This window comes from Streptomyces sp. NPDC043878, from assembly GCF_056435735.1.
On sequence record NZ_JBWKDW010000030.1, the window covers coordinates 95,995 to 112,226 of the forward strand.

Genomic DNA, 16,232 nt, shown 5'->3' on the forward strand with positions numbered 1-16,232 from the left:
GCCTTCCAATCCTTAAGGGCCGACGCTTACTTGAGCTGGTCCGCCGTGTAGTAGCCGCCCTCGACGAGCTCCTTCTCGTAGTTGCTCTTGTCGACGCTGACGGGCTGCAGCAGGTAGGCGGGGACGACCTTGGTGCCGTTGTCGTACGACTTGGTGTCGTTGATCTCGGGCTTCTTGCCGTTCAGGGAGGCGTCGACCATGTCCGTGGCGACCTTGGCGAGCTTGCGGAGGTCCTTGTAGACGGTCATCGACTGTTCGCCGGCGATGATCGACTTCACCGAGGCCAGCTCCGCGTCCTGGCCGGAGATGACCGGCAGCGGCTTGGCCTTGCTGCCGTAGCCGTCCGACTTCAGCGCGGCGAGGATGCCGATGGAGATGCCGTCGTACGGCGAGAGGACCGCGTCGACCCTGCCGCTCGTGTACGTCGAGGTGAGGATGTCCTCCATCCGCTTCTGGGCGGTGGCGCCGTCCCAGCGCAGGGTGGTGACCTTGGTGAGCTCGGTCTGACCGGACTTGACGACCAGCTTCTTGCTGTCGATGTACGGCTTCAGGACGCTCATCGCGCCGTTGAAGAAGTACTTGGTGTTGTTGTCGTCGTTGGAGCCGGCGAACAGCTCGATGTTGAACGGGCCCTTGCCGCTCTTCAGGCCGAGCTTGTCGACGATGTACGTGGCCTGGAGCTTGCCGACCTTCTCGTTGTCGAAGGACGCGTAGTAGTCGACGTTCTTCGTGCCGAGGATGAGACGGTCGTAGGAGATGACCGGGATGTGGGCGTCGGCGGCCTGCTGGAGCACGTTGCCCAGGGACTTGTTGTCGATCGCGGCGACGATCAGCGCCTTGACGCCCTGCGTGATCAGGTTCTCGATCTGCGAGACCTGCTGGTCGGGGTCGTCCTCGCCGAAGACCAGCTTGGTCTTGTAGCCCTTGGCCTTGAGGTCCTTCTCGACGTTGGCGCCGTCGGTGATCCAGCGCTCGGAGGACTTGGTCGGCATCGCGATGCCGATCGTGCCGCCCTTGGCGTCGCCCTTCTCCTCCTTGCTGCCGCCTTCGCCGCTCTGGCCGCAGGCGGACAGGGTGAGGGCGAGGGAGGCTGCTCCGGCTATCGCGGCGAGGGCGGCTCTGCGGTTACGCATGATCATCATCCTTGATGTGTGTGCAGGGCTCGGTCTCGCGATGCGCGGTCACCGTCGAGGGTGAGCCGGGAAAGACCGAGGAGCGGTGTGTTGGATTGTGCGCGGGTGTGTCGTCTTCTGTGAAGCAAGGTTTCCGGAACGTTATGACCCGGCGTCGAACCTGTTCAGTTCGCCGGGCAGCCGGGAGCCGAGCGGCGCCATCTCGGTGTCCGCTCCGTGCCGTTGGAGCAGATCGAGGGCGAGCCGTCCACGCCGCACCCGCTCCCTGGCGGTGGCCAGGGTGATGTCCCGCAGATGGTGTCCGTACGGGTAGATCGCGGGCGCCTTGGACAGGCCGAACTTCAGGTACAGCGGTGCGCCGCGCCGGATCAGCTCGGCGACCTCGTACATCCGGATGTAGCCGCCGAGGTCGTCGGGGGCCTCGATGTACATGTCCATGGGGGCGGCCGACTGCCGTCTTATCTCAGTGAGGTGATCCAGCGTCAGGTCGCTGGGCACGTTGACGGAGTCGGCGCCGAGCCGCTCGTAAACCGCGTACGCGGCCGGGTTGACCGGCCCGATCAGCGCCGACACCTTCAGGGTCGTGTCGGCGGGGATGATCCCGGCGGCCCGCGCCCGGTGCAGGGTCCACAGCACGCCCTCGTCGGCCACGAGCAGGCACTTGACGCCCAACTCCGTCGCCCGCAGGGCGTCTTCGACGCAGCCGGCGACGGCGTCGTGCCCCCGGGCCCGGAGTCCCCCGCCGCGTGAGTCGGTGCGCGTCGAGCCGCCGATGTCCCACGTGCCGCGCGGACCGGTGAACAGGCAGAGCTCGATGTCGCGTTCGGCGGTCGCCTCGACCATCTCGGTGATCTCGGCGTCGCTGAGCATCCACACCCCGCTGCCCTGGCTGATCCGGTGGATCGGCACGTCGAGGCGGGAGGACTCCTTGAGGATCACGGCCAGCGCTTCGGGACCCTCGCACGAGGGGATCTCGGTGCGCCAGCGGCCGCCGCCGGGGAAGGTGTGCGGCGAGGCGTCGGCGGGGTCGAGGGCGGGCGCGCCCAGGCCGAGGGCGGTGAGGGCCTGCTCACCGGGCCGGCGGGCTGCCGTGGCGGAAGCGTCGGTCACAAGCTGTCCTTCTGGTTCGGTATTTCGGACAAAGTTCGCGGCTCGGGGCATGGAAAGACGTGGTGTACGCCGGCACGGAGGCCGTCAGGTCGCCCCCGTACCGGCGTACGACTGGGGGCTTCCTACGGCCGGAGCAGCACCTTGCCGACCTTCGGATCGCCGGACCCCACCAGCTCGATGGCCTCGGGGAACCCGTCCAACGGCAGTTCGTGCGTGACCAGGGGCAGCGGGTCGAGCAACCCGGCGCCGAACACCCGCACCGTGTGCGCCCAGGCGTCCGGCGGTGCCCCGAACACGGTGTGCACCTCCAGCTGCCGTACCACCAGGTCCGTCGGGTCGAGGCCCTCGGCTCCCGGCGCCGGGATACCCGTCAGGACCAGGCGTCCGCCGCGCCTGAGCAGGGAGGCCGCGGTGCGCGCGGCGGACGCGGATCCGGCGGTCTCGATGACGACGTCGAAGTCGTCGGGGAGATCCTGGTCCCTGGTGCGGAAGTCCGTGGCCCCGAACCGCTTCGACAGCTCCGCCCGGTCGGACCGGGTGCCGACGACCAGCAGTTCGGCGGGGGAGCCGGCCTTGAGGAACTGCACGGCGAACATCCCGAGCGTCCCGGTGCCCACGACCGCGACCCGCTCACCGGGCCGGGCGTTCGCCTTGATCGCCGCGGCCGCGATACAGGCGGCCGGCTCCAGCAGGGCGGCCGCCGTCAGGTCGGCGTCGTCCGGCAGGACGTGCAGCAGCCGGGCCGGCAGGGTGAGCGTGGTCGCCATGGCACCGGGCTGGGTGAACCCGGTCTCCTCGTACCCCGCCGTGCACAGGGTGGTCTCGCCCGCGTGGCAGCGGTCGCACACCTGGCAGTTGCGGAAGCCCTCGCCGACGACCTTGCGCCCGACGAGCGAGTCGGGCACCCCCGCGCCGACGGCCGTCACGGTCCCGGACCACTCGTGGCCCGGGGTGAGCGGGTAACGGACGTATCCCTCGGGCCGGTTGCCCTGGTAGACCTCGCGGTCGCTGCCGCAGATCCCCACCGCGTGCACCCGTACGAGGGCCTCGCCCGCGGCCGGCTCGCGGGGCGTGTGCGCCGCCAGCCGGTGCTCGCCGGGCGCCTCCACGACGACGGCGTTGCTCACCGCTGGGTGCCCTTCGGCTTGCGCTGCTCCCAGCCCTCGGCCCACAGGTCGAACCGGGCCTGCTGCTGCGGGAACTCGGCCGCCGCGTCGACGTCGAGCTCCACGCCGAGCCCGGGGGCGTCGGAGAGGTGGAAGCAGCCGTCCTCCGGGTTGACCTCCGGGGCGCCCTTGACGACCTTCTTGATCTCCGCGTCCGCGAAGTCGTTGAAGTGTTCCAGGATCTTGAAGTTCGGGCTGGTGAAGCCGACCTGGAGGGACGCCGAGGTCAGAACCGGGCCGCCGACGTTGTGCGGGGCCACCAGCACGTAGTGCGTCTCGGCGGTGGCGGCCAGCTTGCGGGTCTCCCAGATGCCGCCGATGTGACCGACGTCCGGCTGGATGATGTCCACGGCCTGGCTCTCGAAGAGCTCCCGGAACTCGATGCGGTCGTGGATCCGCTCACCGGTGGCGACCGGGATGTCGACCTTGGCGGCGACCTTCTCCAGCGCCTTCAGGTTCTCCGGCGGGCACGGCTCCTCCAGCCAGGCCGGCTTGAACGGCGCGAGCTCGTGCGCCAGCCGGACGGCGGTGGCGGGGGAGAAGCGGCCGTGCATCTCCAGCATCAGCTCGGCGTCGGGGCCGATCGCGTCGCGCACCGCCTCGATCAGCGACACGGCGTAGAGGGTCTGCTCGTGGTCCAGCTCGAAGTGGCCGGTGCCGAAGGGGTCGATCTTGAGCGCCCGGTATCCGCGCTCCATCACGCCCTGAGCGGCCTTGTGGTAGGCCTCCGGGGTCCGCTCGGTGGTGTACCAGCCGTTGGCGTACGCCTTGACCTTGTCGGTCACCTTGCCGCCGAGGAGCTGCCACACGGGCACGCCGAGGGCCTTGCCCTTGATGTCCCAGCAGGCCATCTCGATGACGGCGATGCCGGACATGACGATCTCGCCGGCCCGCCCGTAGTCGCCGTACTTCATCCGCCGGACGAGGTCCTCGACAGCGAACGGGTCGGAGCCGAGAATGTGGTTGGTCTGCGCCTCCTGGAGGTAGCCGACCAGCGCGTCGGTGTGACCCAGCATCCGGGTCTCGCCGACTCCAGTGATTCCCTCGTCGGTGTGCACCTGTACGTAGGTCAGGTTGCGCCACGGCGTCCCGACCACGTGTGTGCTGATTCCGGTGATGCGCACGCCAGTCGCCCCTCGCTGCTTCGTCGGCTCGTTTGCGTGTGTTCGAGATTTCGTCACACGTTCGAAATGCTGGCGTGACAGTAAGGACGGTGTGAGGGGGGTGTCAATGGGTCGAACGGATATCGCTTTCGGCAAGTGTTTCGAAAGCGCTTTCAGGAGCGGTTTCGGCGGGCTCGGGAGGGTGGCGGCCGATAGGCGCCGGATGCCGTGGGTTGGCGGGGAAATGTGGCGCCCGACCACCGATTCTGCGGCCCGTACGGCCGCTTCCCCACACAACTTTCACAGCCGTGCCTAGGAACGAGACCGGCGCGGAACCTAGTCTTCCCGCGTCATGAACTACTGCGACCCGTGCCGACGGCACCTCAACGGCGCCCTCGCCTGCCCGGGATGCGGCGCGCCCGTCGACCACCCCCACCGCGGACCGGGCCCGGCCGGGGAGGCGGGGGACGGGTATGGCACCGGTGCGTACGGCGGTCCGTACGGTGACGGTGGATATGGCGCCTATGGCGGCGGTGCGTATGGCGGCGGTGCCCATGAGCCCGCCGCGTACGACGCTATGGGTGGGCAGGGTGATGCGGTCGGCGGGTACGACGCTCCCGGTGGGCAGGGCGGTGCGGTTGGCGCGTACGGCATGGCCGGCGGGGCGCGAGACGGCGCTTCCGCGGGTACGTCCGGTGGCCCGGACGGTGTGTACGGAAGCGAACCCGGTGAGCCGCCGGAGGCCGTCCACGACGGCGCTGTGGACGGAGCCGGCGACGCCGCGGGTCGGCACGAGAGCGGGCCGGAGGCCGAACCGGTCGGCGGTCGGGCGGCCGCCCGCCGGGCGCACGGCCGGGGCGGCCGGGGGCGGGATCACCGGGACACCGGGGAACTCGCGCTCGCCGAGCACGCCGTGGAGGGCCCGGACACCGACGGCGGTACGGACGACGAGGACCGGGACGCCGGGGGCGCCGAGGGCGGCGCGGGCCGTCGCGACCGCAAAGCGGCCGCCCACAGGCGTCGCCGGCGCCGGACCCTGCTGGTCGCCGCGGGCTTCGTGCTGGCGGCCGGCGGACTGAGCCTCGCGGAACTGGGCCTCGACGCGCCGGGCTCGACACCGACACCCGCGGCCGCCGGGGACGCGTCGGCGGACGGCGGGGCGTCGCCGAAGGCCGGTGAGACGGCGCGGCCGCTCGACGACGGGTCCGGCGGCACCGCAGGAGCGTCGAAGTCGGCCGCACCGTCCGCGTCCGCGTCCCCGTCGGCCTCGAAGTCCGCCAAGGCCGAGGACTCGGCGAGCGCGGTCGTCGGCGCGTCGGGCTCGCAGTCGGCGACGACTGGCACGGACCCGGGCGCGTCCGCCCCGGCCCCGGAGACGACCGCCCCGGCCTCCACCCCGACCCCGACGCCCACCCCGACGACGGCCGCCCCGACCCCCGACCCGAGCCCGTCGGAGACCTGTGACCGCTTCCTGTGGTGGTGCGGCTGACACGCGCGCCGGGCGGCGCCGGGTAGGAGTCCGGCGGCGCGGACGCACGCCGCGGTGCGCGCACACGGCGTCGTCCCCGGGGTTGTCGTGCACGCACATTGCGTCGTCCCCGTCGTCCCCGTCGTGCACCCACGGTGTCGCACCGGGATCGTCGTGCCGCTGCGTCAGGCCATGAGGCGGGGCCGGGCCGGACCCGGGTGGGACCGGGTGCCCTTCGCCCCGACTCGGGTCGGCCTCACGGGGCGGCCGTCCCCGCCCCGGGCGTGCCGCTGCGACTGCCCCGGGCGGGCCGCTGCGACCGACTGGGCAGGTCGTGCCGTTCCAACCCCCCGGCGTGCCGCTAACGACCCCCCTGGCGTGCCGCTACGACCGCCCCGGAGGTGCCACTGCGACCGACCGGGCCGGGCCGTTCCAACCCCGCCCCGGCGTGCCCCTACGACCGCCCCGGCGTGCCGCTCAGACCGCCCCGGGCGTGCCGCTGTGACCGCCCCCGGGTACACCGCCCCGCCCGCCCCGGCGCACCGCCCCCGCCCGACGGTGACGGAAGCCGCGTCTCACGGTGCCAGCATCCGGCGTAGGAGATCCCGCAGGGACCGGCGTTCGTCGGCCGACAGGCCCGCCAGGGGCTCGCGGGCGAAGCGGAGGCCCTCGCGCAGGTCCCGGGCGATCCGGCGGCCCTCGTCCGTCGCCGCGGCCACCTTGACGCGCCGGTCGGTGGGGTCCGGCCGGCGTTCCACCAGGCCGCGGGACTCCAGCCGGTCCACGATGCCCGTGACGTTCGACGGCTCGCACTTCAGTTTCCGGGCCAGCTTGCGCATGGGCAGCGGTTCCAGGGACAGCAGACTGAGGAGCCGCGCCTGCGCGCCGGTCAGCGTGTGCTCTGCGGCGGCCTCCTCGTAGTCCTCGTAGAAACGGGCCACGACGTCACCGATGAGTTCGACGACTTCCATGGTCAGGGGGTCGGTGCGGGCGGTGTGCCGAGGTGTGGCCATGACGTCCAGGATACCCGCTTACTTGACATCCTGAAATATTCAAGAGCATGGTTGTTTCAGGTACTGAAGTATTTTGGCCGAGCCCCAGGGGCCGGCCCGGAAAGGCGCTCCCATGACCGACACCCCCACACTCCCCGCCGCCGGCCGTGAATGGCACCTCGCCGCCCGCCCGGTCGGCTGGCCCAAGCCCGAGGACTTCTCCCTGGTCGAAGCGGAGATCCGGCGACCCGGCCCCGGTGAGGTCCTGGTCCGCAACGCGTACCTCTCCGTCGACCCGTACATGCGCGGCCGGATGAGCGCCGCCAAGTCGTACGTCGCCCCCTACGAGCTGGGCAAGGCCATGCAGGGCGGTGCCGTGGGCGAGGTCGTCGCCTCGGACGCCGAGGGCATCGCGCCGGGCGACCACGTGCTGCACTTCGGCGGCTGGCGCGAGTACGCCACGGTCGACGCCCGGCAGGCCGTCAAGGTCGACCCCGACGCCGCGCCCCTGTCGACGTACCTCGGCGTCCTCGGCATGACCGGCCTCACCGCCTACGCCGGTCTCCTGCGCACCGCCTCCTTCAAGGAGGGTGACTCCGTCTTCGTGTCCGGCGCGGCCGGCGCGGTGGGCAGCCAGGTCGGCCAGATCGCCAGGCTGAAGGGCGCCTCCCGGGTCATCGGCTCGGCCGGCTCCGACGAGAAGGTCAAGCTCCTGGTGGAGGAGTACGGCTTCGACGCGGCCTTCAACTACAAGAACGGCCCGGTCGGCGGCCAGCTCCGCGAGGCCGCCCCGGACGGCGTCGACGTCTACTTCGACAACGTCGGCGGCGACCACCTGGAAGCCGCCATCGGCTCCCTCAACCTGAAGGGCCGCATCGCGGTCTGCGGCATGATCTCGGTCTACAACAACACCGAGGCCGCCCCGGGCCCCAGGAACCTCGCCCGGTTGATCCAGACCCGCGGCCGTATCGAGGGCTTGCTCGTCGGCGACCACTACGACCTGCAGCCGCAGTTCGTCGAGGAGGTCGGCTCCTGGGTCCGCTCCGGCGAGCTCAAGTACCGCGAGACGGTCGTCGAGGGCATCGACAACACCCTGGAGGCGTTCCTCGGCGTCCTGCGCGGCGACAACACCGGGAAGATGATCGTCAAGCTCTGACATCCGTCCCGGCCCCGGACATTCCGGAGGCCGCGCTCCCGGACATTCCGGAGGCCGCACTCCCGGACACGCCGGAGGCCGCACCCCCGGACGTGGGGTGCGGCCTCCGCCGGCGGGTCGTGCGCGTCCGTCACATCGCGAGGGCCGCCCGGTGGACGGCGGACACCAGCCGCTCGTTCTCCGGCGCCGCCCCGCCCGGGAACGCCAGCCGGCGCCGCGTGTACCCGTACGCGAGGCCGCTGCGCGGATCGGCGAACGCCTGTGAACCGCCCGCCCCGCTGTGCCCGAAGGCACCCGCCCCGAGGAACGGGTGCCAGGTGTCCGCCGTGGCCTGGAAACCGAGGCCGTACGACTTGTGCGCCCGGGCCACCAGGTCGTAGCCGACGGAGTGGATCTGCCCCACCTCGGCGACCGTGTCCGGCTTCAGCAGCGGCGGCCGCCCGTCCACCTCGCTGATCGCCGCCGCGTACATCCCGGCGAGCCCGCGGGCGGCGGCCACCCCGCCCGCCGACGCCGGTCCCTTGGCGCGTACGGCACGGGAGTTGACGTAGTCCTCCAGGTCGACCGTGTCCGGCACGTGCCGGTTGAAGGCGATGGAGGCCAGTGTGTGCGGCCCGGTCGGCAGCAGGTCGAGCAGGGCCTGCTGCGTCGGCGTCGGCGCCATCGGCTGCGCACTGCGGAAACGCGGCTCCAGGGCGGCCGGCAGCCCCAGGAAGAAGTCCAGCCCGTACGGGGCGCGCACCCGTTCCTCGTAGACCTCCTGGAGCGTGCGGCCGGTCGCGCGGCGGACGACCTCGCCGGTCAGCGCGCCGATGACCAGGGCGTGGTAGCCGAAGGCCGTGCCCGGGCGCCAGAACGGGCGCTGGTCCGCGAGCCGTTCGGCGACCACCCGGTCGTCGGTCAGCTCCTGCGCCGTGAACCCGCTGTCGAGGCCGACCACTCCCGCGCGGTGCGCGACCAGGTCACGCAGGGTCAGCGTGCCCTTGCCCTCCGCCCCGAACTCGGGCCAGTAGTACGTCACCTTGCGGTCCGGCTCCAGCGTGCCGTCCTGCATGAGAAGGGCGACCACGAGGTGGGCGGCACCCTTGGTCGACGAGAACACGCCGTACAGCGACCCGGCGTCGGTGCCGTCCCCCGCCCACAGGTCGACCACTCTGCGCCCGTGCACGTGCGCGCACAACTGCCCCTCGTAGTCGGGGCGTTCCGAGGCCACCAGCGCGGCGAACTCCTCCCGCACCTCCTCGAAGCCGTCCGCGACGCTGCCGTGGATCTCCTGCGTCATCCGCTCTCCTCACCTGAACCGCCCCGTGCGTGTCCCCCTGCGGACCCTGCCCGTCCGAGGCTGTGAACTCCCCTTTCGGCGTCCTTTGATCGGTACGGCGAGGCGTACCGGTTCGACTCAACAGCACGCGGGGAGAGTTCGCGTCACGGAAACCCGGATGGCGCAGTCCGAACGGTCCGGACGGGGCATCCCGGGACCCGGCGTGAACCGACGGCGCCCCCATCCCTGTCAGTGCGAGCGATCCCTTCCCTCCCTCTGCTGATCGCGGACGGGGAACCCCTCGTCACCGGCCTCGAACGGCTCCGGCCGCACCCGGCGGCGGGCGCATCCCGGGCCGGACGCGTGGCCGGGGAGGCGGCGGCAGGGGTGTCGGGGGCGGTGTCCCCGGTGCCGGACGCGCCGGTCGTGGTCGCGGTGACGCCGACCCGGGTGGCCGGCCGCCGGAGCGCGGCCCACCCTTCGGAGCCCCCTCGCACGGCCCCTCCGCGGCGGCCGCGGCGTCCCCGATAGAGTTGCCCCATGCGTGATCTCGGGGCGGGCTTCGCTTACCTTCTGCAGGGCCAGCGATGGGTGGCACGGCACGGCAGGCAGTACGGGTTCGGGCTGCTCCCGGGACTGATCACCCTGGTGCTCTACCTGGCCGCGCTGGTCGCGCTGGCGCTGTGGGGCGAGGACTTCGCGGGCTGGGCGACCCCCTTCGCCGACGACTGGTCGAGCCCCTGGCAGGGGCTCTTCCGCGGCTTCCTCACCGCCCTCCTGTTCGCGCTCGCCCTGCTGCTGTCGGTGCTCACCTTCACCGCCGTCACCCTGCTGATCGGGCAGCCCTTCTACGAGAACCTCTCCGAGAAGGTCGACCGGGACGTGTCCCCGGACGGCACCGCGCCCCAGTCCGGTCTGCCCCTGTGGCGCGAGCTGTGGATCTCGGCCCGCGACAGCGTCCGGATCGTCGTGCGCGCCCTGCTGTGGGCCGTGCTCCTGTTCGCGCTCGGCTTCGTCCCGTTCCTCGGCCAGACCCTCGTCCCGGTGGTCGGTTTCCTCGTCACCGGGTTCTTCCTCACCGAGGAGCTCACCGCCGTCGCCCTCCAGCGCCGGGGCGTCGGCCTGCGGGAGCGCCTGACCCTGCTGCGCTCCCGCAAGACCCTGGTGTGGGGCTTCGGCACCCCGCTCGGCCTGTCCTTCCTGGTGCCGTTCGTCGCCGTGTTCCTGATGCCGGGAGCGGTCGCGGGCGCCACCCTCATGGCCCGCGACCTCCTGGGCGAGGACACCGCCGCCGGCGCCGGGGAGGACGGCGGGTCCACCCCGGCGGACGAGGAGGTCAGCCGGCCGGCCGGCTGACCGCCACCGTCAGGATCGACCGGACCTGGGCGATGATGTCCAGCCGGTTCCGCACGAACTCCGGGTCGGTCACCGTCCCGGTCGCCGGATCGGTGTTCCCGGCCCCGAACTCCAGCACGGGCGTGTGCACATGGCCGCCCGGCAGTGTCTCCCGCAGCCCGAGCCGGTCCCGCAGCAGGGTCGCCCGGTAGGCGATCTCGTTGGAGAGGTAGTCCCCGCCGCCGCCCGCCCGGGCGGTGGACCCGGCCGTGGGCCCGTCCGGCCGTACGACGGGCGTGGTGCCCCCCGCCGGGATCTCGGTGACGCCGGTGTGGTCGTACACCGGGAAGCGCCCGGTGTCCGCCGCCACGATCGCCCCGTACGGCAGGGTCGTCGTCGTCCACTGGGGCTGCGAGGCCGGGTCGGTCACCGGCACGGTCCCGGTCCGGCCGATGGTGTCGTTGTCCGGGAAGCCGCCCCGCCAGGCCCCGTTGGTGCGCTCCACGTCGAACCGGCCGACCCGCCCCTGGCTCACCGTCGCGAACAGGTCGACCCGCGGCAGACACGGCCGCAGTGTGCGCTCCACCGTGCCGTCCGTGAAGTCCTGCCAGCGCACCGGGAACACGGCCGTCTCGATCCGGGCCGGTCCGCCGGGCGTGCGGATCACCGTGCCGTCGAGGGCGAGCGCGGTGGCCCCGGACGGGTTGGAGATCCGCACGTCCCGGTCCAGCGTGAACGGGTCGAAGCCGGTGACCAGGATCCGTTTCACGCCCTTGCCGTGCGGATACCGGATGGCGGTCTGTCCGCGCGAGGTCCGCTCCAGTTCGCCGAGGAGTGCGGTCCGCCGGGCGTCGCTCAGCCCGAAGTCCGGCTGCCAGGACCGTACTTCCCGGGTCATGGCGAGCCGGGCCCAGTACAGCGGCCGGTCGTCGTCCCGGCTGAGGTCCCCGCCCGCGGGTCCGCGTCCCTGCGCGCGGTCCACGGCCCGCCGCCACAGCGCCGCTCCCTCGTGCGCGACGAGGTGGCGGGCGCGGGCGTAGGAGCGGGCCGCGCCGAGCGAGCGCGCGAACTCGCCCGCCACGGCGTCGAATCCGGAGCGCCGGAGGATCTCCCGGGGTGCGGCCCGGTCGAGCCGCTGTTCCTCGACGGTGGTGGCGGGCGCGGTCTCGGCGGCGGCCGCCGTGGTGGGGGTGGCCAGTCCCGCCAGCAGGGTCAGCCCGAGCATGCCGATCCGAAGTCGTATGGAGTGCAAGGGGGTCGGGTCCTTCCGTCGCTGTGGGGAGCGTGCTGCCGGACGGGCGCAGTATCGCGCGGCGGAAGTGGGCCACGCCATGCCGCGTGACGTGGGGGGCCGTTGGTGATCGCGGGGTCATCGGCACCGCGTCCGCCCCCAGCGGCCACCTCCAGTGGACGGGCTCCGACCTCCCCGACGGCGTCACCCACGAGACGCTGCACAGCGTGGAACTGACCGGCACCTTCACCCCGCGCGCCACCGGCCCGCACACCTTCGGCATCAAGGGCATCGGCGCCTTCACCCTCACCGTCGGCGCCACCACGTACTTCGACGGCGTCCAGCGCCCCGAGAAGAACGACCCCTTCGTCACCTTCTTCGGTGCCCCGGAGCCCCGCGCCCGCGCCGAACTCACCGCGGGCGAGCCGGTCGACGTCTCCCTCACCCACGTCGTGGTCCTGCCCCACGACCTCTCGATCGAGGTCGTGACGTTCACCCTCGCCCACCAGGAACCGCGGCGCGACCCCGACGAGCTGATCGCCGAGGCCGTCGAGGCGGCCCGCGGCGCCGACACGGCCGTCGTCGTGGTCGCCACCACCGACCGCGTCGAGTCCGAGGGCTTCGACCGCACCGACCTCGCGCTGCCCGGCCGCCAGGACGACCTGGTCCGCGCCGTCGCCGCCGCCAACCCCAACACCGTGGTGGTCGTCAACTCCGGCTCCCCGGTCGAACTGCCGTGGCGTGCGGACGTCGCCGCCGTACTGCTGAGCTGGTTCCCCGGCCAGGAGGGCGGCGCGGCCCTGGCGGACGTGCTGACGGGCACGCACGAGCCCGGCGGCCGACTGCCCACCACCTGGGGCTCCCTGGCCACCGCCCCGGTCACCCGGGTCGTCCCCACGGACGGCGAACTCGCCTACGACGGAGGAGTGTTCATCGGCTACCGCGCCTGGGAGAAGGAGGGCCGCACCCCCGCGTACCCCTTCGGCCACGGGCTCGGCTACACCGACTGGACCTACGAGGCGGTCGAGACCCTGGGCACCGGCGTCCGGGTCCGCCTCCGCAACGACGGCGCCCGCACCGGCCGAGAGGTCGTCCAGGTCTACCTCGCGCCCGCCGACCGCGACCCCGGCCGCCCGCCGCGCCAGCTCGCCGGGTTCGCGACCGTGGAGGCCGGCCCCGGCGAGCGCGTCGAGGTCACCGTGGAACTTCCCCGGCGGGCCTTCGAGATCTGGGACGAGACGACCAACGCGTGGTCGTTTGTGAAGGGTTCGTACGAGATCCAGGTGGGACGCTCGATCACGGACCGCCGGCTCACGGCGACTACTAACGTCTGATCCGGGGCAGGTCTCCCAGCAACAGCCCCGGCCCGGGACCTGACACCCGGGCCGGGGCTCGTGGCGTTCCCGGGACCCGCACACGGGCGCCCGGGGAGCCCACGCGCCCCGGGGAACTCAGCGCGCCGAGAAGCCGTACACCGTCTCCGACCGGAACACCCCGCCCGGCCGCAGCACCGTGCTCGGGAACTCCGGCCGGTGGGGGGAGTCGGGGAAGTGCTGGGTCTCCAGCGCCACGCCGTCCCCGGGGGCGAACGGGCCGTCCAGGTGGTCCGCCGTGTACAGCTGGAGCCCGGGCTCGGTGGTGGCCACCGTCAGAACCCGCCCCGACTCCGGGTCGTGCAGCTCGGCCACCTCGACGGGGGCGTCCGTCACGCCCTTGTCGAGCACGAAGTTGTCGTCGTAGCCCGAACCCGTCCTGCGCGCCTCCCGGAAGTCGAAGCGCGTCCCCGTCACGTCCTCCAGCGCGCCCGTCGGGATCAGGTCCGCGTCGACCGGCGTACGGCGGGAGGCGGCGAGCCGCAGGACGTGGCCGCCCGCGTTGCCCGAGCCGGCGAGGTTCCAGTAGGCGTGGTTCGTCAGGTTCACCACGGTCGGCGCGTCCGTCACCGCCTCGTAGGCGATCCGCAGCGCGCCGGACCCGTCGACGGAGTAGGTCACCGAGACCTCCAGCCGCCCCGGGAAGCCCTCCTCGCCGTCCGGACTGACCCGGGTGAGCCGCAGGCCGTGCTCGACCGGCGCCACCTCCCACACCCGCTTGTCGAAACCGTGCCCGCCGCCGTGCAGACAGTTCGGCCCGTCGTTGCGCGGCAGTTCGTGGGTCACCCCGTCCAGCGGGAGACGGCCACCCGCGATCCGGTTCGCGTACCGCCCCACCAGGGCGCCGAAGAACGGACCCGGGTGCGCGAGATAGCCGTCCAGGCCGGCGAACCCGAGCACCACGTTCGCGGCGCGCCCGTCCCGGTCCGGGACCTCCACCGACTGCACGATCCCGCCGTACGACAGGATCCCCACCCGGACGCCGGCCCGCTCCAGGGTCCAGCGGTGGACCGGGGTGCCGTCGGGAAGTGTGCCGAAGAGTTCGTTCATGTGCGAAACCCTAGGACACTCCTCCGGCCACCCCGCGTCAGGTCTTCCCCGACGTCACCGCGCGGTAGGCGATCTCCGCCAGCCGCGCCTGGCCGTTCACACTCGGGTGGAACCAGTCCCAGTGACTCAACTGGTCGGTGCCGAAGCGGTAGTCGTAGACCGCGCCGCCGTCGAAGCGGCACCGCTCGTCCTTCGCGCACACCTGCTCCAGCACCGCGTTGTACGCCTCCACCCGCTGCTGCACGGTGTCCCGGCGCAGCGTCGCCGCCGAGTCCAGGGCGTCCGCGTCGCCCAGCATCGACGGGCAGATGCCCAGCTTCCACACCTGCTTGCCCAGCGGGTTGGTGCGCCCCTCGGACCACAGCCGCTTCAGGTTCGGCACGCTCGCCACGTACACCTGGGCCCTGGGCAGCTTCTGCCGCAGCGTGCTCATGGCGTCCTCGAACGAGACGCGGAAGGCGGCCACCGAGGTCATCGCGGAGGTGCTCGCCCGGCAGGCGTCGTTCGCCCCCGCCATCACCGTGACCAGCTCCGGCCGGTGCGCCGCCGCCCGCGCCATCTGGCCGGGCAGATCCGCCATCCGCGCCCCGGTCACCGCGTAGTTCCAGCTGCGCTCGGCCGCCTTCCGCGCGCCCAGCAGCCGCACGGCGAGCGAGTCGACCTCGGTGCTTGCGCCGGTCGCCCACGACACCTCCGGACAGTCCGTCAGGACCGCGCACGCGTCGAAGCCGCGCGTGACGGAATCCCCCACCGCCGCGACCGACCCGGGGCTGCGGTCCCAGGCCGGCGTGGGACTCGGCGCCCGCGTGGCCTTCCGCGCCGCGGTCGGCCCGGCGGAGCCGCCACCCGCCGCGTCACAGCCACCGGCGCCCAGGACGGCCGCGGCCAGGACGGCGAGCAGCGCCCGTGAACGGTGGCTCGGCTTCCGCATCCCCTGATCGTCCTCTCGGTCGGTGTGCACGGCCGGTCGTGGTCTTCTCCCCCTCCATGACAACGCGCGGGAGTTCCCGACCGGGTCGCACGCGACGGCGGACGCCCGTACAAGCGTCCTGCCGGGTGAATGGCGGGCGTTTGACGGCACCGGGACCGACGGTACGTCACACCACTCGCGCCGCCGCACGGTAGCCTCGCCATCAACATGGCTGCCCGCCACAGCCGTCCGCCAGTACGCAAGATGTCCCGCTCTGCCCGGAGGTCCCGGTGACGACACGTGGAGTTCTGTACGTGCACTCCGCGCCGCGCGCGCTGTGCCCGCACGTCGAGTGGGCCGTCGCCGGGGTGCTCGGCACGCGCGTCAACCTCGACTGGATCCGGCAGCCCGCCGCGCCCGGCACCTGGCGCTCGGAGTTCTCCTGGCAGGCCGAGGCCGGCACCGCCTCCAAGCTCGCCTCCGCGCTGCGCGGCTGGCACCTGCTGCGCTTCGAGGTCACCGCCGAACCCTGCCCGACCGCCGAGGGCGAGCGCTACAGCTGCACCCCCGACCTCGGCATCTTCCACGCCGTCACCGGCATCCACGGCGACATCCTCATCCCCGAGGACAGGCTGCGGGCCGCCCTGCTCCGCTCCCAGCGCGGCGAGACCGACCTGGAGTCCGACCTGTCCAAGCTGCTCGGCAAGCCCTGGGACGACGAACTGGAACCCTTCCGGTACGCGGGCGAGGGCGCACCGGTGCGCTGGCTGCACCAGGTGGTGTAGGGAGCCCCCGGCACCAGGTGGTGTAGCGAGCCCCGCCCCCGCCCCGCGCGACCGGCCCGCACCGTCCGGCGGACGAACGAACAGAACGGCGTGGGGGGGGGGGGAGGAGAGGGGGGGGGAAACAGACGGCCCGCGCGGCCTCCCACATGGTCGGGGACG

The 16,232-nt window shown here is 72.6% G+C and carries 13 protein-coding genes and 1 pseudogene; 5 read left to right on the top strand and 9 right to left on the bottom strand.

Features of this window, described 5'->3' with window-relative positions; genetic code table 11:
• Nucleotides 1–26 precede the first annotated feature (26 nt).
• From chvE to AC07AZ_RS32650, 4 genes are all read right to left on the bottom strand, one after another.
• Nucleotides 27–1,133 carry a multiple monosaccharide ABC transporter substrate-binding protein gene (chvE, locus tag AC07AZ_RS32635; protein ID WP_478854196.1) on the bottom strand — a complete coding sequence of 369 codons (1,107 nt, stop codon included), beginning with the start codon at nt 1,131–1,133 and terminating at the stop codon, nt 27–29.
• 141 nt (nt 1,134–1,274) lie between these two features.
• Nucleotides 1,275–2,243, bottom strand: coding sequence for a hypothetical protein (locus tag AC07AZ_RS32640; RefSeq protein WP_478854198.1), 969 nt, complete (start codon nt 2,241–2,243; stop codon nt 1,275–1,277).
• Nucleotides 2,244–2,365: 122 nt separating this feature from the next.
• Complete coding sequence (locus tag AC07AZ_RS32645; protein ID WP_478854200.1) at nt 2,366–3,370, bottom strand: zinc-dependent alcohol dehydrogenase; 1,005 nt, start codon at nt 3,368–3,370, stop codon at nt 2,366–2,368.
• On the bottom strand, nt 3,367–4,533 hold the full coding sequence (locus tag AC07AZ_RS32650; RefSeq protein ID WP_478854203.1) for a mandelate racemase/muconate lactonizing enzyme family protein: 1,167 nt from the start codon (nt 4,531–4,533) through the stop codon (nt 3,367–3,369). The genes AC07AZ_RS32645 and AC07AZ_RS32650 overlap by 4 nt, the downstream gene beginning before the upstream one ends.
• Before the next feature lie 688 nt (nt 4,534–5,221).
• On the opposite strand from AC07AZ_RS32650, the gene AC07AZ_RS32655 reads away from it, so the two are divergent.
• A complete protein-coding gene (locus AC07AZ_RS32655; RefSeq protein WP_478854205.1) occupies nt 5,222–6,001 on the top strand; it encodes an SCO2400 family protein in 780 nt (259 codons plus the stop codon).
• 554 nt (nt 6,002–6,555) lie between these two features.
• Here the strand turns inward: AC07AZ_RS32655 and AC07AZ_RS32660 are convergent.
• Entirely contained in the window at nt 6,556–6,993 is a 438-nt protein-coding gene (locus AC07AZ_RS32660) for a MarR family winged helix-turn-helix transcriptional regulator (RefSeq protein ID WP_478854207.1), read from the bottom strand.
• Between the two features lie 112 nt (nt 6,994–7,105).
• Between AC07AZ_RS32660 and AC07AZ_RS32665 the strand changes: the two genes are divergently transcribed.
• Nucleotides 7,106–8,128, top strand: coding sequence for an NADP-dependent oxidoreductase (locus tag AC07AZ_RS32665; protein WP_478854209.1), 1,023 nt, complete (start codon nt 7,106–7,108; stop codon nt 8,126–8,128).
• Between the two features lie 130 nt (nt 8,129–8,258).
• Here the strand turns inward: AC07AZ_RS32665 and AC07AZ_RS32670 are convergent, their stop codons facing one another.
• Entirely contained in the window at nt 8,259–9,410 is a 1,152-nt protein-coding gene (locus AC07AZ_RS32670; protein ID WP_478854211.1) for a serine hydrolase domain-containing protein, read from the bottom strand.
• A gap of 519 nt (nt 9,411–9,929) precedes the next feature.
• Here AC07AZ_RS32670 and AC07AZ_RS32675 point away from each other — a divergent pair.
• On the top strand, nt 9,930–10,745 hold the full coding sequence (locus AC07AZ_RS32675; protein WP_478854213.1) for an EI24 domain-containing protein: 816 nt from the start codon (nt 9,930–9,932) through the stop codon (nt 10,743–10,745).
• Here AC07AZ_RS32675 and AC07AZ_RS32680 read toward each other — a convergent pair.
• Nucleotides 10,726–11,976, bottom strand: coding sequence for a pyroglutamyl-peptidase I (locus AC07AZ_RS32680; protein ID WP_478854215.1), 1,251 nt, complete (start codon nt 11,974–11,976; stop codon nt 10,726–10,728). The genes AC07AZ_RS32675 and AC07AZ_RS32680 overlap by 20 nt on opposite strands.
• Nucleotides 11,977–12,089: 113 nt before the next feature.
• On the opposite strand from AC07AZ_RS32680, the pseudogene AC07AZ_RS32685 reads away from it, so the two are divergent.
• Nucleotides 12,090–13,289: pseudogene (locus AC07AZ_RS32685) on the top strand (glycoside hydrolase family 3 C-terminal domain-containing protein); the annotation flags it as partial.
• Nucleotides 13,290–13,406: 117 nt separating this feature from the next.
• On the opposite strand, the gene AC07AZ_RS32690 reads toward AC07AZ_RS32685, so the two are convergent.
• Nucleotides 13,407–14,378, bottom strand: coding sequence for an aldose epimerase family protein (locus tag AC07AZ_RS32690; RefSeq protein ID WP_478854217.1), 972 nt, complete (start codon nt 14,376–14,378; stop codon nt 13,407–13,409).
• 37 nt (nt 14,379–14,415) lie between these two features.
• Nucleotides 14,416–15,309 carry an SGNH/GDSL hydrolase family protein gene (locus AC07AZ_RS32695; RefSeq protein ID WP_478854219.1) on the bottom strand — a complete coding sequence of 298 codons (894 nt, stop codon included), beginning with the start codon at nt 15,307–15,309 and terminating at the stop codon, nt 14,416–14,418.
• Nucleotides 15,310–15,578: 269 nt separating this feature from the next.
• Between AC07AZ_RS32695 and AC07AZ_RS32700 the strand changes: the two genes are divergently transcribed.
• Nucleotides 15,579–16,073 (top strand): DUF3145 domain-containing protein, encoded by a 495-nt coding sequence (locus tag AC07AZ_RS32700; RefSeq protein WP_356043656.1) that lies wholly within the window; start codon nt 15,579–15,581, stop codon nt 16,071–16,073.
• The last annotated feature ends 159 nt before the right edge of the window (nt 16,074–16,232 follow it).

Coding starts and splice junctions, on each gene's coding strand:
- chvE (WP_478854196.1), bottom strand. CDS start 1,133: ATGCGTAACCGCAGAGCCGCCCTCGCCGCGATAGCCGGAGCAGCCTCC.
- AC07AZ_RS32660 (WP_478854207.1), bottom strand. CDS start 6,993: ATGGCCACACCTCGGCACACCGCCCGCACCGACCCCCTGACCATGGAA.
- AC07AZ_RS32665 (WP_478854209.1), top strand. CDS start 7,106: ATGACCGACACCCCCACACTCCCCGCCGCCGGCCGTGAATGGCACCTC.
- AC07AZ_RS32670 (WP_478854211.1), bottom strand. CDS start 9,410: ATGACGCAGGAGATCCACGGCAGCGTCGCGGACGGCTTCGAGGAGGTG.
- AC07AZ_RS32675 (WP_478854213.1), top strand. CDS start 9,930: ATGCGTGATCTCGGGGCGGGCTTCGCTTACCTTCTGCAGGGCCAGCGA.
- AC07AZ_RS32690 (WP_478854217.1), bottom strand. CDS start 14,378: ATGAACGAACTCTTCGGCACACTTCCCGACGGCACCCCGGTCCACCGC.
- AC07AZ_RS32695 (WP_478854219.1), bottom strand. CDS start 15,309: ATGCGGAAGCCGAGCCACCGTTCACGGGCGCTGCTCGCCGTCCTGGCC.